The sequence below is a fragment of the Brevundimonas sp. SPF441 genome, from assembly GCF_009661015.1.
GTDB classification, from domain to species: domain Bacteria; phylum Pseudomonadota; class Alphaproteobacteria; order Caulobacterales; family Caulobacteraceae; genus Brevundimonas; species Brevundimonas vesicularis.
The window spans coordinates 95,368-116,299 of the sequence record NZ_WJWX01000006.1 but is presented as its reverse complement, the minus strand read 5'-3'; the positions used below and the strand labels follow the sequence as shown (position 1 = coordinate 116,299).

General features: G+C 66.4%; 25 protein-coding genes. 21 read left to right on the top strand and 4 right to left on the bottom strand.

Features of this window, described 5'->3' with window-relative positions:
- Positions 1–95: 95 nt before the first annotated feature.
- The 8 genes from GGC30_RS05990 (at position 96) to GGC30_RS05955 (ending at position 7,081) form a co-directional block, all read left to right on the top strand.
- The gene (locus GGC30_RS05990; RefSeq protein WP_153923116.1) at positions 96–512 is read left to right on the top strand and encodes a DoxX family protein; all 417 of its coding nucleotides are present in this window, start codon (positions 96–98) and stop codon (positions 510–512) included.
- Between the two features lie 189 nt (positions 513–701).
- Positions 702–1,184 (top strand): MerR family DNA-binding transcriptional regulator, encoded by a 483-nt coding sequence (locus GGC30_RS05985; protein WP_039244783.1) that lies wholly within the window; start codon positions 702–704, stop codon positions 1,182–1,184.
- A 3-nt stretch (positions 1,185–1,187) separates the two neighbouring features.
- A complete protein-coding gene (locus GGC30_RS05980) occupies positions 1,188–2,972 on the top strand; it encodes an acyl-CoA dehydrogenase C-terminal domain-containing protein (protein WP_153923115.1) in 1,785 nt (594 codons plus the stop codon).
- Positions 2,973–3,068: 96 nt separating this feature from the next.
- A complete protein-coding gene (locus GGC30_RS05975) occupies positions 3,069–4,232 on the top strand; it encodes an acyl-CoA dehydrogenase family protein (protein WP_055806174.1) in 1,164 nt (387 codons plus the stop codon).
- Between the two features lie 53 nt (positions 4,233–4,285).
- Positions 4,286–4,543 carry a type II toxin-antitoxin system Phd/YefM family antitoxin gene (locus GGC30_RS05970; RefSeq protein WP_066626962.1) on the top strand — a complete coding sequence of 86 codons (258 nt, stop codon included), beginning with the start codon at positions 4,286–4,288 and terminating at the stop codon, positions 4,541–4,543.
- Entirely contained in the window at positions 4,540–4,794 is a 255-nt protein-coding gene (locus tag GGC30_RS05965; protein WP_066626960.1) for a Txe/YoeB family addiction module toxin, read from the top strand. The genes GGC30_RS05970 and GGC30_RS05965 overlap by 4 nt, the downstream gene beginning before the upstream one ends.
- Positions 4,795–4,798: 4 nt before the next feature.
- Positions 4,799–5,518, top strand: a complete 720-nt coding sequence (locus tag GGC30_RS05960) for a 16S rRNA (uracil(1498)-N(3))-methyltransferase (RefSeq protein WP_153923114.1) — start codon at positions 4,799–4,801, stop codon at positions 5,516–5,518.
- A 201-nt stretch (positions 5,519–5,719) separates the two neighbouring features.
- The gene (locus tag GGC30_RS05955; RefSeq protein ID WP_153923113.1) at positions 5,720–7,081 is read left to right on the top strand and encodes a glutamate--cysteine ligase; all 1,362 of its coding nucleotides are present in this window, start codon (positions 5,720–5,722) and stop codon (positions 7,079–7,081) included.
- Here GGC30_RS05955 and GGC30_RS05950 read toward each other — a convergent pair.
- Positions 7,078–7,815 carry a hypothetical protein gene (locus GGC30_RS05950; protein ID WP_153923112.1) on the bottom strand — a complete coding sequence of 246 codons (738 nt, stop codon included), beginning with the start codon at positions 7,813–7,815 and terminating at the stop codon, positions 7,078–7,080. The genes GGC30_RS05955 and GGC30_RS05950 overlap by 4 nt on opposite strands.
- Positions 7,816–7,927: 112 nt before the next feature.
- Between GGC30_RS05950 and GGC30_RS05945 the strand changes: the two genes are divergently transcribed.
- The 7 genes from GGC30_RS05945 (at position 7,928) to GGC30_RS05915 (ending at position 13,690) form a co-directional block, all read left to right on the top strand.
- Positions 7,928–9,499: an ATP-binding protein gene (locus GGC30_RS05945; protein ID WP_153923111.1), complete on the top strand. Its 1,572-nt coding sequence runs from the start codon at positions 7,928–7,930 to the stop codon at positions 9,497–9,499.
- A gap of 54 nt (positions 9,500–9,553) precedes the next feature.
- Positions 9,554–9,799 carry a type II toxin-antitoxin system ParD family antitoxin gene (locus GGC30_RS05940; protein ID WP_153923110.1) on the top strand — a complete coding sequence of 82 codons (246 nt, stop codon included), beginning with the start codon at positions 9,554–9,556 and terminating at the stop codon, positions 9,797–9,799.
- Positions 9,799–10,119 carry a type II toxin-antitoxin system RelE/ParE family toxin gene (locus GGC30_RS05935; protein WP_153923109.1) on the top strand — a complete coding sequence of 107 codons (321 nt, stop codon included), beginning with the start codon at positions 9,799–9,801 and terminating at the stop codon, positions 10,117–10,119. Before GGC30_RS05940 ends, GGC30_RS05935 begins: the two co-directional genes overlap by 1 nt.
- Positions 10,116–10,865, top strand: coding sequence for a DUF72 domain-containing protein (locus GGC30_RS05930; protein ID WP_153923108.1), 750 nt, complete (start codon positions 10,116–10,118; stop codon positions 10,863–10,865). The genes GGC30_RS05935 and GGC30_RS05930 overlap by 4 nt, the downstream gene beginning before the upstream one ends.
- 77 nt (positions 10,866–10,942) lie before the next feature.
- Positions 10,943–12,004, top strand: a complete 1,062-nt coding sequence (locus tag GGC30_RS05925) for an NAD(P)-dependent alcohol dehydrogenase (protein WP_153923107.1) — start codon at positions 10,943–10,945, stop codon at positions 12,002–12,004.
- 143 nt (positions 12,005–12,147) lie between these two features.
- Positions 12,148–12,873 carry an acetoacetyl-CoA reductase gene (gene phbB / locus GGC30_RS05920; protein WP_066549787.1) on the top strand — a complete coding sequence of 242 codons (726 nt, stop codon included), beginning with the start codon at positions 12,148–12,150 and terminating at the stop codon, positions 12,871–12,873.
- 100 nt (positions 12,874–12,973) lie between these two features.
- Complete coding sequence (locus GGC30_RS05915; protein WP_228763631.1) at positions 12,974–13,690, top strand: DUF4908 domain-containing protein; 717 nt, start codon at positions 12,974–12,976, stop codon at positions 13,688–13,690.
- Positions 13,691–13,847: 157 nt separating this feature from the next.
- On the opposite strand, the gene gloB is transcribed toward GGC30_RS05915, so the two are convergent.
- Positions 13,848–14,570: a hydroxyacylglutathione hydrolase gene (gene gloB / locus GGC30_RS05910; protein ID WP_153923105.1), complete on the bottom strand. Its 723-nt coding sequence runs from the start codon at positions 14,568–14,570 to the stop codon at positions 13,848–13,850.
- Between the two features lie 46 nt (positions 14,571–14,616).
- On the opposite strand from gloB, the gene GGC30_RS05905 reads away from it, so the two are divergent.
- The 5 genes from GGC30_RS05905 to GGC30_RS05885 all read left to right on the top strand — a co-directional run bounded on the left by GGC30_RS05905 (position 14,617) and on the right by GGC30_RS05885 (position 19,277).
- Entirely contained in the window at positions 14,617–15,360 is a 744-nt protein-coding gene (locus GGC30_RS05905; RefSeq protein WP_153923104.1) for a methyltransferase domain-containing protein, read from the top strand.
- A 60-nt stretch (positions 15,361–15,420) separates the two neighbouring features.
- Positions 15,421–15,930, top strand: a complete 510-nt coding sequence (locus GGC30_RS05900; protein ID WP_153923103.1) for a histidine phosphatase family protein — start codon at positions 15,421–15,423, stop codon at positions 15,928–15,930.
- Positions 15,927–16,271: a DUF952 domain-containing protein gene (locus GGC30_RS05895; protein ID WP_153923102.1), complete on the top strand. Its 345-nt coding sequence runs from the start codon at positions 15,927–15,929 to the stop codon at positions 16,269–16,271. The genes GGC30_RS05900 and GGC30_RS05895 overlap by 4 nt, the downstream gene beginning before the upstream one ends.
- Positions 16,268–17,314, top strand: coding sequence for a quinone-dependent dihydroorotate dehydrogenase (locus tag GGC30_RS05890; protein ID WP_370451897.1), 1,047 nt, complete (start codon positions 16,268–16,270; stop codon positions 17,312–17,314). Before GGC30_RS05895 ends, GGC30_RS05890 begins: the two co-directional genes overlap by 4 nt.
- Positions 17,315–17,384: 70 nt before the next feature.
- Entirely contained in the window at positions 17,385–19,277 is a 1,893-nt protein-coding gene (locus tag GGC30_RS05885) for an ATP-binding protein (RefSeq protein ID WP_153923101.1), read from the top strand.
- Here GGC30_RS05885 and GGC30_RS05880 read toward each other — a convergent pair.
- Together GGC30_RS05880 and GGC30_RS05875 are read right to left on the bottom strand one after the other, a co-directional pair.
- A complete protein-coding gene (locus tag GGC30_RS05880; protein ID WP_370451896.1) occupies positions 19,253–19,684 on the bottom strand; it encodes a very short patch repair endonuclease in 432 nt (143 codons plus the stop codon). The genes GGC30_RS05885 and GGC30_RS05880 overlap by 25 nt on opposite strands.
- Before the next feature lie 48 nt (positions 19,685–19,732).
- The gene (locus tag GGC30_RS05875) at positions 19,733–20,218 is read right to left on the bottom strand and encodes a peroxiredoxin (protein ID WP_153923099.1); all 486 of its coding nucleotides are present in this window, start codon (positions 20,216–20,218) and stop codon (positions 19,733–19,735) included.
- A gap of 129 nt (positions 20,219–20,347) precedes the next feature.
- On the opposite strand from GGC30_RS05875, the gene GGC30_RS05870 reads away from it, so the two are divergent.
- A complete protein-coding gene (locus GGC30_RS05870) occupies positions 20,348–20,917 on the top strand; it encodes a YqgE/AlgH family protein (RefSeq protein ID WP_066626932.1) in 570 nt (189 codons plus the stop codon).
- The last annotated feature ends 15 nt before the right edge of the window (positions 20,918–20,932 follow it).

Sequence of the window (20,932 nt, the reverse complement as noted above, 5' to 3'; positions counted from 1 at the left end):
CTGAAGCGCCGCTATATAGGCTTCCGCGAACGGCTCCCCGGGGAACGCCCCAAGACCGGATCGCAGCCGTTCATGACCTTCAGGCGTCCTCCCCGATGACCACCTCGACCTTCCCCACCGCGCCGTCGCGCAACCGCGCCGCCTACGCCAACATCGCCCTTTGGACGCTGCAGGGCTGGATCGCGATGTTCTTCATCGCCGCCGGCTACGCCAAGCTGACCGAGCCGATGACCAACCTGATCAATCTGATGGGCTGGCCCGCCATCGCGCCCGAGAACATGGTGCGCGGCCTGGGCGTGGTCGAGATCGTTCTGGCCATGGGCGTGCTGAGCCCGCTGATCTCGTGGCGAGTGGGTCGCCCCCTGTTGCTGACGGCGGCGGTCGGCCTGATCGTCATGGAAGCGACGATGATGACGATCCATGCGCTGAGCCAGGACTTCGGACTGGCGGCGGTCAACGCCGTCCTGCTGGCCATCACCGTCCCGGTGCTGCTGGGCCGCCGCAGAGCCTGATTGCTGCAGGGCCTGATTGAAAGAGATCGAACGCCGGACCCCTCTCCCCCCTGCAGTCCGGCGTTTGCGCCCGGAGCCTCCCCCAGGCTCCGGGCTTTTTCATGCCTGATCGTCAGCAAGAGATAAAAGCTTACCCTTACGTGCGCGTAAGCCTCTTCCCTTTACGCGCACGTCAAGTTATGAAGGCGTATGGCCACCGCCGACGACCACCGCACCTATTCCATTCGCCAGCTGTGCCGCGAGTTCGGCGCCACGGCGCGCGCCCTGCGATTCTATGAAGACAAGGGCCTGCTGACCCCTGCGCGCAAGGGCCAGACCCGCGTCTATGACGCGCGCGACCGCGCTCGGCTGAAACTGATCCTGAGGGGCCGCCGCATCGGCTTCACCCTTCAGGAGATCCAGGACATGATGGATCTCTATGATCAGAAGGATCACAACGTCCATCAGATGGCCGTGGCCCTGGTGCGGCACCGCGCCCAGATCGCGGCGCTGAAACAGCAGCTGGAAGACATCGAAGGCGCCATCGAGACGGCCGAACAGGCCTGCGCCTGGATGGAATCCAAACTGTCCGAACATCGCCCCGACCTGCTGCCGGGGGCCGAAGACTATGAGAAGCTGCTGCGCGCGCGTCTCAACCACGACCACCACCACCCCTTCAAAGCAAGAGCGTAATCCATGGCCTACAAGGCGCCTGTCCGCGACTTCACCTTCATCCTGAATGAAGTGCTGGAGATCGACCGCTACACCAACCAGCCGGGCTTCCAGGACGTCTCTTCGGATCTGGTCAGCCAGATCCTGGAAGAAGGCGCCAAGTTCGCCGACGAGGTCATCGCCCCGATCAACAATCCGGGCGACAAGGAAGGCTGCCACTGGGCCGAGGGCGGCGTGGTGACCGGACCCAAGGGCTGGAAGGAAGCCTACAAGGCCATGTCCGAAGCCGGCTGGATGGCGCTGGCCGCCGACCCGGCCTACGGCGGTCAGGGCATGCCCAGCGTGGTGGCCTCGGCCTTCGGTCAGATGACGGCCGGCGCCTCGGCCGCCTTTTCGATGTATCCGGGCCTGACGGCCGGCGCCTATGCCGGCATCCACGCCAATGCCTCCGAAGAGCTGAAGCAGAAATACCTGCCCAAGATGGCGACCGGCGAATGGTCGGGCACGATGAACCTGACCGAGCCGCAGTGCGGCACGGACCTGGGCATGGTGCGCACCAAGGCCGTGCCGAACGGCGACGGCTCCTATTCGATCACCGGCCAGAAGATCTGGATCTCGGCGGGCGAGCACGACTTCGCCGACAACATCATCCACACGGTGCTGGCCCGCGTCGAAGGCGCGGTTCCGGGCATCAAGGGCCTGTCGCTGTTCGTCGTGCCCAAGTTCCTGGTCAATGAGGACGGCTCGCTGGGCGAGCGCAACAGCCTGGAATGCGCCGGCCTCGAGCACAAGATGGGCATCCACGGCAACGCCACCGCCGTCATGCAGTACGACGGCGCCAAGGGCTGGCTGATCGGCGAAGAAGGCCGCGGCATGAACAATATGTTCGTCGTGATGAACGAGGCGCGCCTCGGCACAGGCCTGCAAGGTCTGGCTATCGGCACCGCCGCCTATCAGGCCGCCGTCGAATTCGCCAAGGACCGCCTGCAAGGCCGTTCGCTGACCGGACCGAAGAACCCGGACGGCCCGGCCGACAGCATCATGGTCCACCCCGACGTTCGCCGCATGCTGCTGGAGTCCAAGGCCTTCGTCGAAGGCGGCCAGGCCTTCATCCTGTGGACCGCGCTTCACGCAGACCTGGAGAAGTCCGAAGACGCCGCCGTCGCCCAGAAGGCCAAGGATTACATGGGCCTGCTGACGCCGGTGCTGAAAGCCTATCTGACCGACAAGGGCTTCCACGTCGCCTCGCTGGGCATGCAGGTGCACGGCGGTTCGGGCTACACCGAACACTTCACCGCCTCGCAGTATCTGCGCGACGCCCGCATCACCATGATCTACGAGGGCACCAACGGCATCCAGGCGCTGGATCTGGTCGGCCGCAAATTGCCCGCCAACGGCGGCCGCGCGATCATGACCTGGTTCGGCGAGATCGACGCCTTTGTCGCCGAAAACAGCGGCAATGAGGCCATCAAGCCCTTCGTCGACGGCCTGGCCGACGCCAAGGCCAAGCTGCAGGACGGCACCATGTGGCTGATGCAAAACGGCATGGCCAATCCGGACAACGCCGGCGCCGCATCGACCGACTATCTGAACGTCTTCGGCCTGACGGCTCTGGCCTATATGTGGGCGCAGATGGCCAAGGTGGCTCAAGCCCAGGTCGAGGCCGGTTCGACCGACCCCTACTACGCCAACAAGCTTCAGACCGGCCGCTACTTCGTCGAGCGCATCCTGCCCGACGCCGAAGCCCATCTGAAGAAGATGAAGACCGGCGCCGACGTGCTGATGGCCATGCCGGCCGAGGCGTTCTGATCTCAGACTGACAACGAAACGGGTCGGCGATCTCGCCGGCCCGTTTTTCTTACCGGCCAGACGGGCAAAAGCCCGCGAACCTCAGGGACGAAACCGATGAACGTACTGGGCAGCCCCGATCCCGATTTCATGCGTGAAGAAGAGATCACACTCTTCTCCGACAGCGTCGGCAAATGGATCGACGAGCACGCGCCGCTTGAGAAGGTGCAGCAGTGGATCGCCGATTCCTCGGTGCCGCGACAGCTGTGGAACGACGCGGGCGAGGCGGGGCTCTTGGGCCTGTCGTTGCCGGAAGAGGACGGCGGCTTCGGCGGCGACTATCGGCACGAGGTCGTCTTGATGCGCCAGCTGGGCTGGAAGGGCGCGGACCACTTCGGCATTTCGCTGCACAATGCGATCGTCATGCCCTACATCTGGCATTACGGCACCGAGGAGCAGAAGCAGCGCTGGCTGCCGCGCCTGCAATCGGGCGAACTGGTCGGCGCCATCGCCATGACGGAACCGGGCGCCGGCTCGGACCTGCAAGGCGTCAAGACCACGGCGGTCAAGTCGGGCAACGGCTATGTCGTCAACGGCTCCAAGACCTTCATCACCAACGGCCAGCTGGCCAACTTCCTGATCGTGGTCGCCAAGACCGATCCGGCCGAGGGCGCCAAGGGCACCTCGCTGATCGTGGTCGAGACCGATGGCGCGGAAGGGTTCGAACGCGGTCGCAACCTGCACAAGATCGGCATGGAGGCCAACGACACCTCCGAACTGTTCTTCAACGACGTGAAGGTCCCCGGCGACAACATCATCGGCGGAACCGAGGGCCAGGGCTTCGTCCAGCTGATGCAGCAGCTGCCCCAGGAGCGGCTGAACATCGCCGTCCAGGGCGTCGCCGCCGCCGAGCGCGGGCTTGAGGCGACGCTGGCCTACGTCAAGGAGCGTAAGGCCTTCGGCAAGCGCGTCATCGACTTCCAGAACACCCAGTTCAAACTGGCCGAGGTCAAGACCAAGCTGACCGTCGCCAAGGTCTTCACCGACCACTGCATCGGCCTGCATCTGCAGGGCAAGCTCGACGCCGCCACCGCCTCCATGGCCAAATACTGGGTCACCGACATCCAGGGCGAGACCATCGACGAGATGCTCCAGCTCCACGGCGGCTATGGCTATATGAACGAATATCCGATCGCCCAGCTGTACAAGGACGCCCGCGTCCAACGCATCTACGGCGGCACGAACGAAATCATGAAGCTGCTGATCGCGCGGACGCTCTGACAGCCTAATACTCACCACTTGCGACAATGTACGATACTTCGTACATTGTCGTCATGAACGCGATGTCCGTCACCGATCTCCGCAAGAACCTCGCATCGGCCATCGACCGGGTGACGGCGGATCATGACTACACCATCATCACGCGCGAAGGCGGAAAGCCGGCGGCGGTGCTGATGTCGCTGGAGGATTTCGCCTCGTGGCAGGAGACGGAGTATCTGCTGCGCAGCCCGGCCAACCGCGAAGCGCTGCGAGCCTCGATCGCCGAACTTGAAGCGGGTGGCGGCCAGGTGCGCGAACTGATCGAAGAATGAACGTCCTCTTCACGGCCCGCGCCTGGTCTCAATATACCGAGTGGCAGGATACGGATCGCAAAGCGCTCAAGAAGCTGAACACCCTCATCAAGGAATGCCAACGAACCCCGTTTACAGGCTCCGGCAAGCCCGAGCCCTTGAAGGGTGAATTGGCGGGATTTTGGTCGCGACGGATCGATCAGGAGCATCGCCTAGTCTATCGCGCGACCCAGACCGGCTTGGAAATTGTCCAATGCCGCTTTCACTATTGAAGCCATGGTCCGTTTGCATGCTCACGGCGACCTGAAAGCCGCCGCTCCCGTCGCGCCCACGCTGGACCAGTCGCGCTATCTGACCCAGGTCATGCGGCTGAAGGCCGGGGACGATCTGCTGGTGTTCAACGGGCGCGACGGGGAGTGGCGCTGCACGGTCGCGGAAGTGCTGAAGAAGGGCGTGATCCTGCGCGCCGAGGAACAGGTGCGGCCCCAGACCTTCGGTCCCGACCTGGAACTGATCGTGGCGGTGGTGAAGAAGGCTCGCGTCGAGACCATCGTGGAGAAGGCTGCCGAGCTGGGCGCGCGGCGGGTGCGGCTGGTCCTGACAAAACGCACCAACGCCGACCGCATCCGCCTGGACCGGCTGGACGCCATCGCCGAGGAAGCGGCCGAACAGACCGGGCGGATGGACGTGCCCGTCGTCGATGATCCGATCAAGCTGGACGCCCTGCTGGACGGCTGGGAAACCGGACGCCGGCTGATGTTCTGCGACGAGACGGGCGGCGCGCCCGCCGTCTCGGCCCTGCGCGACGCAGGCGAAGGCCCCTGGTCCATCCTGATCGGGCCGGAGGGTGGGTTCTCGCCGGAAGAGGGCGAGCGGCTGCGGTCCCTGCCCTTCACCACCGCCGTGTCGCTGGGCCCGCGCATCCTGCGCGCCGACACCGCCGCCATCGCCGCCATGACCCTGTGGCAGGCGGCCGTCGGTGATTGGGAACGCTAACTTTTAATCCCGCTCATCCCCGCGAAAGCGGGGACCCAGGGCTTTGTGCGATGACCATCAACATCATGCGCCTACGGCCATCTCGGACGTTCGTGCGGCGAAAAACTGGATCCCCGCTTTCGCGGGGACGAGCGGATTTCATTCCACCCCTTGAGGAACTTGGCTTTAGCCGCCATCTAGCCGCGACAGCAGGGGTTACAGATGGCCGAGAACGCGCCGCTTTCCAGAGACGCTCTGATCGAGGCCATGTCCAAGGGGATCAAGCCCAAGGACCAGTGGCGAATCGGCGCCGAGCACGAGAAGTTCGGCTTCGACAAGACCACCCTGGCCCGCCCCGCCTATGACGGCCCGAACGGCATCAAGGCCATGCTAGAGGGGCTGCAACGCTTCGGCTGGTCGCCCGTCGAGGAAAACGGCTTTCTGATCGGACTGGAGCGCAGGAACAGCGAGGGCTTCGTCGCCTCCGTCAGCCTGGAGCCGGGCGGTCAGTTCGAACTGTCGGGCGCGCCGCTTCTGACCATCCATGACATCTGCAACGAGACCGGCCAGCACCTGATGGAGGTCAAGCAGGTCGCCGACCAGATCGGCCTCGGCTTCCTGGGCGCCGGTTTCGACCCGCTATGGACCCGCGAACAGGTGCCGGTCATGCCCAAGGGCCGCTACGACATCATGCGCGCCTATATGCCCAAGGTCGGGACCCTGGGTCTGGACATGATGCTGCGCACCTGCACCATCCAAGCCAATCTAGACTTCGATTCCGAAGCCGACATGGTGATGAAGTTCCGCACCTCCCTGGCGCTGCAACCCATCGCCACCGCCCTGTTCGCCTGTTCGCCGTTCACTGAGGGTCGCCCCAACGGCTTCCTGTCGGCGCGGGCCAATGTCTGGACGGACACCGACGCCGACCGCACGGGCATGCTGGGGTTCGTGTTCGAGGACGGGTTCGGCTTCGAGCGCTACGCCGACTATGCGCTGGACACGCCGATGTATTTCGCCAAGCGCGACGGCCGTTATGTCGACGCCTCGGGCCAGTCGTTCCGCGATTTCCAGGCCGGCAAACTGCCCGCCCTGCCCGGCCAATATCCGACCCTGAAGGACTGGAACGATCACCTGACCACCCTCTTCCCCGAGGTGCGGCTGAAGGCCTATCTGGAAATGCGCGGCGCCGACGGCGGACCGTGGAGCCGGATCTGCGCCCTGCCCGCCCTGTGGGCCGGGGTTCTGTACGACGCCCCGTCGCTAGCTGCCGCCTGGGACCTGGTCAAGGACTGGGACATCGCCGACCACGAACGCCTGCGCCGCGACGTGACCCGGCTGGGTCTGAAGGCCGAGGTGGCGGGCCGGTCGGTGCGCGACATCGCCGTGGACCTGGTGAACATCGCCAAACAGGGGCTGAAGAACCGCGCCAAATTCTCGGGCGGGATGGTGGACGAGCGGGGCTATCTGTCGGAACTGGAAGACATCGCCGACAGCGGCGTCACCCCGGCCGAGCGCCTGCTGGACCTGTATCACGGCGCCTGGCAGGGCGACGTGAAGCGGATCTACGCCGACTTCGCCTACTAGGGCGTGGTGTAGTCCGAGCAGTCGGGCAGCGGGCTTTCCGGCCGGTATTCGCCGGCCTTGGCGTCAAAGGTGAACCGGCGAATGACGCTGCATTTCGGATCGCGCGCGGCGACCAGGTCGGCGGGCTTCAGCGGCGGCTTCTCCAGCGAATCCTCGGATCGCGAGGCGCCGCGTGGATAGGCCGTCGCCGTCGTCTCATAGGTCAGGACCGGCATCGCATCCGGCGCGTCGCTCGCGGTCAGGGTCGAAGCGAAACTGTATTCGTCGTGACAGGCGCCAGCGCGCTGGGTCATGTCCTCATCGCTGAAGCAGGCGCGGATCATCAGCGAACCCTGGATCGGCACGGTCAGCACCGGCGCGGCGCCGGCTTCGCCGTCGGCATCCAGCCGATAGAGCCGCAACTCCGTCGCCTGTCCCCCGCCGCCGGAATACATGCTGCGGCTTTCCATCTCGACCCCGGCCAGGAATCCGCCGTCCGCCAGCCGGATCAGGCCATTCCATGGCTTGTAATTCTCGACCTCGCCCGACGCTCCGTTCGGCGCGGCCGGCAGGGCGTCAGGCGCTCGGACAACCGGAGTGAAGACCAGCTCGCCGTCACGCGTCTGCGGGTGCAGACCGACGCACAGGGCCCCGTCGGCTGTGCAGGCCCGATCCTCAGCCAGGGTCAGGGATTCGATCCCGTCCCCGGATGGCGGGGATTGCAGCATGGCGATCGCGGCGAGGAACAAGATCATGCGCCGACCCTAACTCAGACGGCGCACGACGCCATCGGCTCTTTTCGACCCGCCGCAAAGGCGAGCTTAACGGATGCGCCGTAACATGGGTTTGAGTTCGAGAGAGTGCGCAATGACCTGTTCGCCCGTTGCGGCCCTGACCTTCCCCACAGCCGATGTCGATCTGGACACCTTCTTCGATGTGTCGCTGGATCTGCTGGTGGTGCGCGAGCTGGATGGGCGCGTGGTCAAGGCCAGCGCTTCGTGGTTCACCATGTTGGGCTATCGCCCCGACGAGATCGAGGGCCAGGGCCTGTTGCGCCTGATCCATCCGGACGATCACGCCGCCACCCGCCAGAGCATCGTCGAGGTCGAAAACCGGCGGCCGGGCGATCCGGTCATCGGCCAGATCAACCGCTATCGCCATAAGGCCGGCCATTACGTCACCGTCGAATGGCGCGCCCATCGCCAGGGCGACCGCATCTATGGCATCGCGCGCGACGTGACCGAAAAGGTCGCCGCCGAACGCGCCCTGCGCGAGGCCACCGCCGCCGCCGAGGCCGCCAACCGCGCCAAGTCCGATTTCCTGGCCAATATGAGCCATGAGATCCGCACGCCCCTGAACGGCGTGATCGGCATCGTCGACGCCCTGTCGCGCACCGAGCTGACGCCCGAGCAGGCCGAGATGGTGGCCCTGATCGGACGATCCGGCGTGACGTTGGAACGGCTGGTGTCCGACATTCTGGACGTGTCCAAGATCGAAGCCGGGCATCTGGACCTGGAAAGCCGACCCTTTGATCTGGACGAGGCCGTCGCCGCCCCGCTGGATGTCATGCGCCTGAAGGCCGAGGCCAAGGGACTGACCTTCGACATCCGCCGCGACGCCGATGCGCGCGGCGTGTTCGTCGGCGACAGCACCCGCATCCGTCAGGTGCTCGACAACCTTTTGTCGAACGCCATCAAATTCACCCATCAGGGCTCGGTCGCTGTCACCCTTGCGGTGGACGAGGATTCCGACGGCCTGACCCAGCTGACGCTGCGGGTCGAGGATACCGGCGTCGGCTTCTCCTCAGAACACGCGGCCCGTCTGTTCGATCGGTTCAGCCAGGCGGACAGCACCATCACGCGCCGGTTCGGCGGCACGGGCCTGGGCCTGTCGATCTGTCGTTCGCTGGTCGAGCTGATGGGCGGGCGGATTTCAGCCGCCTCCACGCCGGGCGTCGGCAGCCGGTTTACCGTCGAGATCCCCCTGACGCGCGCCGCCTCGCTGACCGAGCACGATGCCCAACGACGCGCGCGTGCGGCCGAGGCCGACCGCCCCCTGGCGCCCCTGCGCGTGTTGCTGGCCGAGGATCACCCGGTCAACCAGCGGGTCGTGCAGTTGATCCTGGCGGCGCACGCCATGCAGGTCGTCACCGTCTCAGATGGCGAACAGGCCTTGGCCGCCTTCCAGTGCGAAACCTTCGACCTGATCCTGATGGATATGCAGATGCCGGGCATGGACGGCCTGACCGCCACCCGCGCCATCCGCCAGATCGAGGCCGCCCGTCCCGATCAGGACCGTACGCCGATCATCATGCTGAGCGCCAACGCCATGAGCGAGCACCGCGACCAGGCACGCGACGCCGGCGCCGACCTGCACGTCCCCAAGCCCATCACAGCCGCCAGCCTGCTGGCTGGCGTCCAGACGGCGACCGCCTTGTGATCCGACGTTGACAAAGTTTGCCATGCGCGCATTCTTCTTGAGAGGAGGCCGATCATGGCGACGATGAACATCTCCCTGCCCGATCCGATGAAGGCCTGGGTCGAGGAACAGGCGAAATCCGGGCGCTACGCCAACACGTCGGACGTGGTGCGCGACCTGATCCGCCGCGAGCAGGTCAAGGCAGAGAAGATCGCGCATTGGCAAAGGCTAATCGCCGAGGCCGACGCTTCCGGTGTTTCCGACCAGTCGCCACGTGAAGTGATCGAGGAACTGCGCGCCCAATTGCGTCGCGCCTCCTGATGCTTCGCCTAAGCCGCGAGGCGCGGGCGGACTTGCAGCAGGTCTATCTGCAAGGCCTCGAGCTGTTCGGGAGCCGTCAGGCCGATGACTATATCGAGGGTCTGTTCGCGAAACTGGACTTGCTTGCGGATTTTCCACGTCTTGGGGCAGCTCGACCGGAGTTGAGCGCGGACGCCCATGTGATTTTCTACAAAAGCCACGCCATTCTCTATCGAATCGACGATGCGGACGTGTTCGTCCGACGCATTCGGCACGAGCTGGAAGACTGGCAGTCCGACACAACTGGCGTCGGATCGAGCGACGAACGGAGCGAAACATGACCCATTCCATCCATGTCGGCATCGGCGGCTGGACGTTCGAGCCGTGGCGCGGGGTCTTCTATCCTGAAGGGTTGGTTCAGAAGCGCGAGCTGGAATATGCGGCGTCGAAACTGACCTCGATCGAGATCAACGGCACCTATTATTCGACCTTTAAGCCCGACAGCTGGAAGAAATGGCGCGACGAGACGCCGGACGGCTTCGTCTTTTCGGTCAAGGCCAGCCGCTATTGCACCAATCGCAAGGTGCTGTCCGAAGGTGCCGACAGCTTCGACAAGTTCCTGAGCCAGGGCCTGACCGAGCTGGGCGACAAGCTGGGTCCGATCAACTGGCAGTTCATGGCCACGAAGAAGTTTGACCCAGAGGATTTCGAGGGCTTCCTGAAGCTGTTGCCCAAGGAGAAGGACGGGGTGTGGCTGCGGCACGCGCTGGAGGTTCGCAACCCGACCTTCGCCACCGACCAGTTCTATGACTTGGCCCGCAAATACGGCGCGGCCATCGTCTATGCGGTCGATGATGAGGAGCCGACCTGGCCCCAGATCGACGAGGCGACCGCCGACTTCAGCTACGCCCGACTGATGTCCAGCCGCGAGGACGAGCCGACTGGCATGACGGCGACCGAGCTGGATGCGGTCGCGAACCAGGCCAAAGCCTGGGCCAAACGCGGCGAGGTCTTCGCCTATTTCATCTCGGGCGCGAAGGTGCGGAACCCGGCGGCGGCTCAGGCGCTGATCGCCAAGCTGAAATAGCGGTCCGCACGCTTGCGGACCCGCGGCCGCCCTCTCATCTGAGGCTGGCTCACTGCAAAGCCTGAAGGACTATTCCCATGCCGATCGCCACACGCGCCTTCGCCGCGACCGCCGCCGACAAGCCGCTGACGCCCTACAGCTTCGAGCGCCGTGATCCAGGTCCGGACGATGTGCTGATCGACATCAAATATTGCGGCGTCTGCCACTCCGACCTGCACGCCGCGCGCGGCGAGACGGGCGGCACCGCCTTCCCCTTGGTGCCGGGTCACGAGATCGCGGGTGTGGTCAAGGCGGTCGGAACGAACGTCACCCGCTTCAAGGAAGGCGACCGCGTCGGCGTCGGCTGCATGGTCGACAGCTGCCGCGAGTGCGCCTCCTGCCAGGAAGGCGTCGAACAATATTGCATCCCCGGCTTCACCGGCACCTACGGCGGCAAGGACAAGAAGGGTGGCACGTCGGAAGCCATCACCCAGGGCGGCTATTCCGACTACATCACCGTCGATCAGCATTTCGTCCTGTCCATTCCCGACAGCCTGGCGCTGGATGTCGCCGCCCCCCTGCTGTGCGCCGGCATCACCACCTATTCGCCGCTGAAGGAATGGGGCGTGGGACCCGGTTCCAAGGTCGCGGTCATCGGCCTGGGCGGCCTGGGCCATATGGCCGTAAAGCTGGCGGCGGCGATGGGGGCGGAAGTCACCGTCCTGTCCACCTCGGACCGCAAGAAGGCCGACGCCGAGCGGATGGGCGCCAAACACTTCATGATCAACTCCGACAAGGATGCGATGAAGGCGGCCGCCGAGAAGTTCGACCTGATCATCAACACCGTCTCGGCCACGCACGAGATCGCCAGCCACATTCAGTTGCTGGCCCGCGACGGCACCATGATCATGCTGGGCCTGACGACCGAGGGCCTGCCGGTCTTCGCCCTGCCGCTGCTGTGGCGTCGCCGCCGCATCGCCGGCTCGCTGATCGGCGGCATTCGCGAAACGCAGGAGATGCTGGACTTCTGCGCCGAGCACGGCATCGCCTGCGACATCGAGACCATCGCCCCGGACCAGATCAACGACGCCTATGAGCGGATGCTGAAATCCGACGTCCGCTACCGTTTCGTTATCGACATGGAAAAGCTGGCCGCCTGATCGCCGGAGCGAACATCATCCAAACGCGACGGAGGCATGAAACTTCCGTCGCGTCAGATTCTCGCCTTGCGCGCTAGCGCTCGCACGTTAATCCTGAACTCCGACAAGGCCTTCTAAGGGTCTGCACAGGGACAGGAGACGATATGGCGCGCGTAGCTTTCGTGACGGGCGGGACCCGGGGCATCGGCAAGGCAATCGTTCAGCGCCTTCACGAGGACGGCTTCAAGGTCGCCGCCGGCTATTCCGGCAACGACGAGGCGGCCAGGGCCATCGCCGACGCGCTGGACGTCATGGTGGTCAAAGGCAACGTCGGCAGCTTCGACGACTGCGCCCGCGCGGTGAAGGAGGTCGAGGATCAGCTCGGCCCCATCGACATCCTGGTCAACAACGCCGGCATCACCCGCGACGGCTTCTTCCACAAGATGAGCCACGACCAGTGGTCCGACGTGATCCGCGTCAATATGGACAGCGTCTTCAACATGACGCGCCAAGTCATCAATGGCATGCGCGACCGGGGCCACGGGCGCATCGTCAACATCTCCTCGATCAACGGTCAGAAGGGTCAGATCGGCCAGACCAACTATTCCGCCGCCAAGGCCGGGATGATCGGCTTCACCAAGGCGCTGGCTCTGGAGAATGCGCGCAAGGGCGTGACCGTGAACTGCATCGCGCCCGGCTATATCGACACGGAAATGGTCGGCGCCATGGACCCCAAGGTGCTGGAAGGCATCATCAGCCACATCCCCGTCGGCCGCCTGGGCAAGGGCGAAGAGATCGCCGACATGGTGTCCTGGCTGGTGGGCGAGCGTGCCGGATATGTCACAGGCTGCACACTGTCGCTGAACGGCGGTCAGTACCTGGTGGGTTGAGGCGGGCTTCGCCCAAAATCCGCCGCGCGCGGGTTTCATCAAGTCTGTCATGAAGTTGTTGGGATCGGTCAGGGCGAAAAAATCGCCACGCGTGACCGCGATGGCGGTCGCCGCCATCGCGGTCATCGGCGTGGGCGTCGTCGCGCCTGTGGTTGTCCCGACCGAAAGCCAGGCCCAGTCCCGCCGGACCGTGCCGCCGACCGCCCGCTACGTCAGCAGCAGCGGCCAGGGCTTTATCCTGGACACGTCCGGCTCGCGCCCCTTGATGCGCTTGGAACGCTCGACCGAGGTCTGGGTCTTGCGGCCCACGCCCGCCCCGCGCGGCGACATCATCTATCGCAACGACAACGGCGATCAGGTGCTGCGCGTCACGCCCGACGGCGCCGTGACCTTGTATACGACCGCGACGCCCCAAGGCTCGCCCGCCTCGCGCGTCGGCGAGGCGCAGGGCCTGGCCAGCGCGGCCATGACGGGCGCGCAGCTTGTCGAATATTTCATGCGCCAGAGCTACCGCGCCAGCACGGCGATGGGCCGGCTGATCGTCATCGACGTGGACATTCAGCCCGGCTCGGAACAGGTCGCCGCGGACACCGTCTCGGCCGCCAGCGACGCCATCGTGCGCATGGCGCGTTCGTCGAACTTGCGCGCCCAGGTCGAGCGGGTGCGCCGCGTCGTGGTGTCGGATCAGGGGCGTCCCGGCGTCAGCCTGGTCCAGGGAACGCTGCGGATCGTCATCGACGCCGACGCCGGCATCGCCGGCCGCCCGTCGTCCGCCCGGATCGTGCGGGTCGTGGGCGGGGACGCCCTGAACCGCTAGGGCGGTACGCCTGATCGTCATTCCGGGGCCGAGCGCAGCGAGGAACCCGGAACCCAGGTGGCAGTCTCCGTCGCCTGATCATGCTCAAGCAGACTGCGCGACCCCTGGCTTCCGGGTTCTTCCTGCGGACGCCCCGGAATGACGATTTGCTTGTCCCTTAGAAGCTGTCCTTGGCCGCCCGGCGCGCGGCGAACTGATCCGCATCCGTGGCGGTCAGGAACGGATTGAACCGCTTCTCCACCCCCAGCGTCGTCGGCACGGTCGGTTCGCCCCGCGCGCGCGCCGCGAAGATCGCCTCGGCATGGGCGGCGACTTCTGGCCGGTCATCCAGGCTCAGGGTGAAGCGCGCGTTGGACGCCGTATATTCGTGCGCGCACCAGATCACGGTCTGGTCGGGCCAGGCCTTCAGCCGCTGCAGGCTCTCGAACATCTGCTCGGGCGTGCCCTCGAACAACCGGCCGCAGCCCAGGGCGAACAGGGTGTCGCCGGTAAAGGCCAGATCGTCCGCCGGCGCATGAAACACCACATGGCCGAGGGTGTGGCCGGGCGTCTCGGTGACCTCGAACCGCGTCTCGCCCACCATCACCGCATCGCCGTCAGCGATCACCCGGTCCAGCGGCGCGACCTTTCGCACCTCTTCCGGCCCGACGATCTCGCAAGCCCATTCGGCCTTCAGCCGCGCATTACCCTCGGTGTGATCGGGGTGCCAGTGGGTGTTCAGGATCAGATCCAGCCGGCCCCAGCCCAAGCCTTCCAGCTCCTCCAGAATGCGCGCCGCGTCCGGCGTATCGACCGCCGCGACCACGCCCGTCGCGGCGTCGCGGATCAGAAAGCCGTAGTTGTCGCTGCGGCAGGGAAACAGATGCACATCCAGGGTCATACGCCCATCCTAGCAGCAGGGCCGCCGACAGGCCTATAGTGGGCTCATGCGGCGCAGCATCGACGAGCTTCGAACCTTCTACGGCGAGCCGACCGGCGCGTTGGCGCGACGGCTGGTGGCGCGACGGCTGGACGACGCCTGGGGCGAGGCGACCGATTGCGACGTGCTGGGCGTCGGTTACGCCACCCCTTGGCTGGACGCCTTCGTCGGCGCGCGGCGCGTCGTCGCGGCCATGCCGGGCGGGCAAGGCGTCGAGCATTGGCCGACGGTCGGTCGCAACCGCACCCTGCTGGTGGACGACCGCCGCCTGCCTTTTCCCGCCGGATCGTTCGACCGCATCCTGCTGGTTCACGCCCTGGAAGAGGCCGACGACCCCGCCGCCCTGCTGCTGGAAGCGGTGCGCGCGCTGTCGCCCACCGGGCGCATCATCCTGGCGGCGGCGGCGCGCGGCGGCCTGTGGGCGCGGGCGGACAACACCCCCTTTGGTCATGGCCGACCCTTCACCCGGCGTCAGCTGGAACGGCTGGTGCGCGATGTCGGGCTGGAACCGATGGCCTGGTCCCAGACGCTTTATGTCCCGCCTTGGGGGCCGATGCTGCCGCTGGCCGAAGGGTTCGAACAGGTCGGGCGACGGGTCTTTCCCGGAACCGCCGGGCTGATCCTGTTGGAAGCCTCGCGCCACAGTTACGCCCGCATCCGCCCCAGCGGCCATGCCCAGCGCATCGCCGCCCCCGTCCTGGTGCCCCAGCCGGCCGCCTCCGTCTCTTCGCGGGGCGAACATCGCGACTGACGGGGAGTTGACCGTCGCCCCATCTGGCGGGCCGGGCGAAACCGCCTTATGGCGGAGGCCATGCACCGACTGATCCTGATGCGGCACGCCCAGGCCGAAGCTTCCGCCCCCTCCGGCGGCGACGAAGCCCGCCCCCTGTCCGCCGGCGGCCGCGCCGAGGCTCTGCTGATGGGGCGCGCCCTGGCCGAGCGGGGCCTCAAGCCGGACCTGGCCCTGGTGTCGACCGCCGTGCGCACCCGCCAGACCTGGGAGCAGATGCACGACGCCTTCGGCGATGTGGAAGTCCGCGACGAGGACGCCCTCTACAACGCTCCCTCCGACGTGATCCGCCGCTTCGTCGAGGCCAGCGAGGACGAGGCCGGCTGCCTGCTGATCCTGGCCCACAATCCCGGCGTCCACGTGCTGGCCGCCGAATATCTGATCGAAAGCGCCGCCTCGCCGGCCGTGGTGGACAAGCTGTCGGCCGGCTTCCCGACCGGCGCCGCCGCCCTATTCAGCGTCGATGTGGCGGGGCGCTGCACCTACGAAGGCTTCCTGACGCCGCGGTCGCTGGGCGCGCCATCCGCATGACAGACGTCGCCTACAAGATCGTCGACGCCGCCAAATGGCGCGCCGCCGTCGCCGAGGGTCACTATGATGGCGCCCCGGTTGATCTCGCCGACGGCTACATCCACATGTCCACCCAGGCGCAACTGGCCGAAACTGCACGGCGGCATTTCGCCGGGCGCGGCGACCTGCTGCTGCTGACCGTCGATCTCAGCGGGTTTGGCGACGACCTGATCTGGGAGCCGTCGCGCGGCGGCGATCTGTTTCCGCATCTCTATGCCCCCCTGCCCGTCGTCGCCGTGACGGCCTCGCGCGCCTTCTCGGTCACGGCCGACGGCGAGATGGCGTTCGAGGACAATCCGTGAGCCTGACCGACTTTGGGGCGGCCCTGCTGCGTCGGCTCGATCCGGAGCAGGCGCATCAATTGGCGATCAAGGGGCTGGCGCTGGCCCCGTTGCCGACGCCGCCTGCGGACGACCCGATCCTGAGAACACAGCTGGCGGGGCTGGACCTGCCCAATCCGGTCGGTCTGGCCGCCGGTCTGGACAAGAACGGCGAGGCCTTGCGCGGCCTGTCGCGCCTCGGCTTCGGCTTCGTCGAATGCGGCTCGGTCACGCCTCGGCCACAGCCCGGCAATCCCAAGCCGCGCCTGTTCCGCCTCAGCGAGGACCGGGCGATCATCAACCGGATGGGGTTCAACAACGCCGGGCTAGACGCCTTCGCCGAGCGGCTGGACAAGCGCCCGACGGGCGTCGTGGTCGGCGCCAATCTGGGGGCCAACAAGGACACCGAGGACAAGGCGGCTGACTATGTCGCCGGTCTGCAACGCCTCGCCGGCCGCTCCGCCTACTTCACCGTCAACATCTCCTCGCCCAATACGCCGGGCCTGCGCGCGCTTCAGGGTCGCGAACAGTTGGACGACCTGTTGGCCCGCATCGACGCCGCCCGACCCACAATCGGCCCCGACCGCGTGCCGGTCTTCCTGAAGATCGCGCCCGACCTGATCGCCGACGAGATCGGCATGATCGTCGAGGCGTCTCTGGCCCATCGGATCGACGGCCTGATCGTGTCCAATACCACGCTGGAGCGGCCCGAGACCCTGCGCTCACCGGACGCCCACGAGACCGGCGGCCTGTCCGGCACGCCCATCCGTCCCTTCGCGGAAAAGGCCCTGCGCGCGGCGGCCGAGGCGGCGAACGGCCGCCTGCCCCTCATCGCCGTCGGCGGCATCGACAGCGGCGCCGAGGCCTATGCCCGCATTCGCCTTGGCGCATCGGCGGTCCAGATCTATTCCGCCCTGATCTACGAGGGGCCCAGCCTGGTCACCCGCATCAAGCGTGACCTGGCCGCCCGCCTGCGCGCCGACGGTTTTTCCGCAGTAACAGACGCGGTCGGCGCCCCCCGTTGACGGAGCGTTAGTGTCGATACGTCTAGGGTGATCGATGCGAGCGACCTGCGTTCGTCATTCGAGAGCCTGAATGAAATCGACCGCTGTCGATATCGCTGAAAGCAGCTGGACCGCCGCCGTTCGCCAACGCTCGGGCGCCGCGGTGCAACGGCTCGTGGCGGCGGCGGCGATCGCCCTGGTCGTGACCCCGATGGTCGGGGTGCGTTTCACCTTGGGCTGGGTCGTCCTGTATATGGCGGTCCAGGCCATGGAGGTGGTCGTCTATCGACCGATCCTGAAAATTCCCGACGCGCTGTCCACGGGCCGCAAACTGGCGATCCTGGCCGTCGTCTTCGCCAATTCGACGGTCTTCTCCTCGCTTTCCCTGGTCCTCTGGTGGATCGGCGGCGCGGTTGGGGGCGTCTGCGCGGTGCTGATGCTGACCGCGGTCATGCTGACGGCGATCGTGAACGCCACCCGATGCCAGGCCGTGATGATCGCCGGCCTCACGCCCCAGGTCGGCTTCCTGCTGGCGACCCCCTTCTTTGTCTATGCGCTGCACGCCCCCGGCCCGCTGGTCATGTCGGCCGCAGCGGCCGTGGTGCTGTTCACCTTCTATGTCGCCATCACCGGCCAGCGCATGGTGGAGGCCAGCGTCACCGTCGTTCGCGCCCACGCTCTCGCCGAGGAATCCCGCCTCAAGGCCGAGCGCAGCCTGGCCGACCACACCACTTTCCTGGCCGCCATCGGCCATGACCTGCGCACGCCGATCGGCGCGATCCTGGCCGGCGCCGCCGAGTTGCGCGCGCCTGACGCCCAGTCGCGCAACAGCGCCAATCTGATCACCGACGCCGGCCTGATGATGAAGGCCCTGCTGGACGACTTGCTGGACCACACCCGGATCGGCGCCGGGCGGATGACGGTCGAGGCCAAGGATTTCGACCTGCGGCAAATGCTGGCCCAGACCCTGATGCTGTGGCGCGGCGTCGCCGACGCCAAGGGGCTGAAACTGCGCATCGAAGGCGCCTCGACGATGCCGCTCCACGTCAAGGGCGACGTCATGCGCATCCGTCAGGTGCTGAACAACCTGATGTCCAACGCCATGAAATTCACCGAGCAGGGCCAGATCACCTTGCGGGTCCAGGCCTGGCCCGAGGAGCCATCGGGATACGCCCTGCTGTTCGAGATCGTGGACACGGGTCCGGGCATGACGACCGATCAGTTGGCCCGCCTGTTCACCCCGTTCGACCAGACCGCCGAGGGCGTTTCCGCCCGCTACGGCGGCTCGGGCCTGGGTCTGGCGATCAGCCGCAATCTGATCGATCTGATGGGCGGCCGGTTGACCGTGCGCAGCGCGCCGGGTCAGGGCTCGCGCTTCACCGTCTCCCTGATCCTGCCCCGCGGCGACGAGGCGGCGCAGATCGTCGAGGTCGTCGATGAAAGCCGCCTGGACATCGCCCGCTCGCTGACGCCCTCAGTCGCGTCCACGCCCAAGCCCGCAGCTGTCGCGCCTGCGCCTGAACCAGCACTCGAGTCCGAACCGGTCGTCGCGACACCTGCGGTTGCCGACGAGGCCGAAGACCAACCGCTGCGCCTGCTGGTCGTGGACGATCACGACATCAACCGCCGCGCGGTGCAGCTGATCCTCCAGCCGCTGGGCTGCGAAATCACGACCGCCGCCGACGGCATGGTCGCCCTTGAACGCTGCAGTGAAGCGGTGTTCGACGTCATCTTCATGGATGTGCGCATGCCCGAGCTGGACGGGCGCGAGACGACGCGTCGGCTGCGCGCCGGCGGCGGACCCAACGCCGCCACCCCGGTCGTCGCCGTCACCGCCGACACCGCGCCCGAGGACGTCGCGGCCTGTCAGGCGGCCGGCATGGCCTATTTCGTCTCCAAGCCCCTGACGCCGCCCGCCCTGATCGGCGCCTTGCAGCACGTCCTGAACGACACCGCCGCTCAGGCCGCGACCGAGGCTGCCTGACCCAGGACGGTCGCGATCAGACGCGCGGCGAAATCAGGCTGTTTCATCTCGCATTCCCAGACGACGATCACGCGCCAGCCTGACGCCTCCAACGCCATTATGGCGGCGGCGTCGCGCGCGCGGTTCCGGTCGATCTTGGCGATCCAGTAACCGGCGTTGGTCTTGGGCTGGCGTGCTCCACGGGTGCAATCATGGCCGTGCCAGAAACAGCCATGGACGAAGAGGGCGACCTTGCGGCCCTTCATCACCACATCCGGGCGGCCCGGCAGACCCATGCCGCCCAGCCGATAGCCGATCCCGGCCGCACGCAGGATTCTGCGCACGGCCAGTTCCGGCGACGTATCCCGCCCCTTCACGCGACGCATCACGGCGCTGCGCTTCTCGGGGCTAAACACATCCGAGTTCACGATCAATCCACGCTCAAGTAGCGAAGCGGTAGCGTGGATTGATCCAACTTAAAGCTGCGCCAGCAGATGCTCGGCGGAGGACACTTTGAACTCGCCGCCCTGTTCGATGTTCAGTTGCTCGACCACGCCGTCTTTGACCAGCATTGAATAGCGCTGCGAACGCTCGCCCAGGCCGAAGCCCGTACCGTCCAGCACCAGACCCAGGGCGCGGGTCAGTTCGCCGTTGCCGTCGGCCAGCATGACGATGCTGTCGTCGGTGATGCCTTGGCTCTCGCCCCAGGCCTTCATGACGAAGGCGTCGTTGACCGAGATGCAGGCGACCGTGTCGACGCCCTTGCCCTGGATGTCGGCCAGGTGATCCTTGAAGCCCGGCAGGTGGCGCGCCGAGCAGGTGGGTGTGAAGGCGCCGGGCACGGCGAACAGGGCCACAGTCTTGCCGGCGAAGATGTCGTCGGTGCTGACGGGCTTGGGGCCCTCGGCGGTCGCTTGGGCGAAGGTCGCGTTGGGGATGCGATCGCCGATCTGAATGGTCATGTCTGTCTCGCTGAGGTTTGAGGCCGGCGCGTTTGAACGGCCGTGTGCGACACATAGACACCACGGGCGACACCGCAAGCGCCGGTTCGGCTTGCTTGCGCCGCTTTCCGGACGGATGATGCCAGGATCATGAGCGAAGCCTCCACCCTGACCGGCCGACTGCTGGTCGCCATGCCCGGGATCGACGACGCCCGGTTCGAACACGCCGTCATCCTGATCTGCGCCCACGGGCCGGATCACGCCATGGGCCTGCGGCTGGATCGTCCGGCGCCGGGCGTCGATCTGAAGACGGTTCTGGACAAGCTGGACGCGCCGGCGCCCGATCAATCCATCGGTCGCGCGGTCCTGATGGGCGGACCGGTCGAGCGCGAGCGCGGCTTCGTCCTGCACACCGACGACTGGACAGTCGGCGACGACACCTTGGCCTTCGGCGACGGTCTGGCGATGACCGGCACGCGAGAGGCGCTGGCCGCCATGACCGACGAGGTCGCCGGTCCGCGCCGCTCCGCCTTGCTGCTGGGCTACGCCGGCTGGGGCGAAGGACAGTTGGAGGAAGAGTTGGCCGACAACGTCTGGCTGACTGCGGACGCCGATCTGGACCTGATTTTCGACGGCGAACACACGTCGAAATGGACACGCGCCCTCGCCCAGTTGGGCGTGGACGCGGCCATGTTGTCGAGCCAGGGCGGCCGGGCCTGAGGCCAGACCGCCCCG

Bases quoted from the DNA above. Each gene is read 5' to 3' on its own strand.
- GGC30_RS05990 (WP_153923116.1), top strand. From the start codon at position 96: ATGACCACCTCGACCTTCCCCACCGCGCCGTCGCGCAACCGCGCCGCC.
- GGC30_RS05985 (WP_039244783.1), top strand. From the start codon at position 702: ATGGCCACCGCCGACGACCACCGCACCTATTCCATTCGCCAGCTGTGC.
- GGC30_RS05980 (WP_153923115.1), top strand. From the start codon at position 1,188: ATGGCCTACAAGGCGCCTGTCCGCGACTTCACCTTCATCCTGAATGAA.
- GGC30_RS05975 (WP_055806174.1), top strand. From the start codon at position 3,069: ATGAACGTACTGGGCAGCCCCGATCCCGATTTCATGCGTGAAGAAGAG.
- GGC30_RS05970 (WP_066626962.1), top strand. From the start codon at position 4,286: ATGAACGCGATGTCCGTCACCGATCTCCGCAAGAACCTCGCATCGGCC.
- GGC30_RS05965 (WP_066626960.1), top strand. From the start codon at position 4,540: ATGAACGTCCTCTTCACGGCCCGCGCCTGGTCTCAATATACCGAGTGG.
- GGC30_RS05960 (WP_153923114.1), top strand. From the start codon at position 4,799: ATGGTCCGTTTGCATGCTCACGGCGACCTGAAAGCCGCCGCTCCCGTC.
- GGC30_RS05955 (WP_153923113.1), top strand. From the start codon at position 5,720: ATGGCCGAGAACGCGCCGCTTTCCAGAGACGCTCTGATCGAGGCCATG.
- GGC30_RS05950 (WP_153923112.1), bottom strand. From the start codon at position 7,815: ATGATCTTGTTCCTCGCCGCGATCGCCATGCTGCAATCCCCGCCATCC.
- GGC30_RS05945 (WP_153923111.1), top strand. From the start codon at position 7,928: ATGACCTGTTCGCCCGTTGCGGCCCTGACCTTCCCCACAGCCGATGTC.
- GGC30_RS05940 (WP_153923110.1), top strand. From the start codon at position 9,554: ATGGCGACGATGAACATCTCCCTGCCCGATCCGATGAAGGCCTGGGTC.
- GGC30_RS05935 (WP_153923109.1), top strand. From the start codon at position 9,799: ATGCTTCGCCTAAGCCGCGAGGCGCGGGCGGACTTGCAGCAGGTCTAT.
- GGC30_RS05930 (WP_153923108.1), top strand. From the start codon at position 10,116: ATGACCCATTCCATCCATGTCGGCATCGGCGGCTGGACGTTCGAGCCG.
- GGC30_RS05925 (WP_153923107.1), top strand. From the start codon at position 10,943: ATGCCGATCGCCACACGCGCCTTCGCCGCGACCGCCGCCGACAAGCCG.
- phbB (WP_066549787.1), top strand. From the start codon at position 12,148: ATGGCGCGCGTAGCTTTCGTGACGGGCGGGACCCGGGGCATCGGCAAG.
- GGC30_RS05915 (WP_228763631.1), top strand. From the start codon at position 12,974: ATGGCGGTCGCCGCCATCGCGGTCATCGGCGTGGGCGTCGTCGCGCCT.
- gloB (WP_153923105.1), bottom strand. From the start codon at position 14,570: ATGACCCTGGATGTGCATCTGTTTCCCTGCCGCAGCGACAACTACGGC.
- GGC30_RS05905 (WP_153923104.1), top strand. From the start codon at position 14,617: ATGCGGCGCAGCATCGACGAGCTTCGAACCTTCTACGGCGAGCCGACC.
- GGC30_RS05900 (WP_153923103.1), top strand. From the start codon at position 15,421: ATGCACCGACTGATCCTGATGCGGCACGCCCAGGCCGAAGCTTCCGCC.
- GGC30_RS05895 (WP_153923102.1), top strand. From the start codon at position 15,927: ATGACAGACGTCGCCTACAAGATCGTCGACGCCGCCAAATGGCGCGCC.
- GGC30_RS05885 (WP_153923101.1), top strand. From the start codon at position 17,385: ATGAAATCGACCGCTGTCGATATCGCTGAAAGCAGCTGGACCGCCGCC.
- GGC30_RS05875 (WP_153923099.1), bottom strand. From the start codon at position 20,218: ATGACCATTCAGATCGGCGATCGCATCCCCAACGCGACCTTCGCCCAA.
- GGC30_RS05870 (WP_066626932.1), top strand. From the start codon at position 20,348: ATGAGCGAAGCCTCCACCCTGACCGGCCGACTGCTGGTCGCCATGCCC.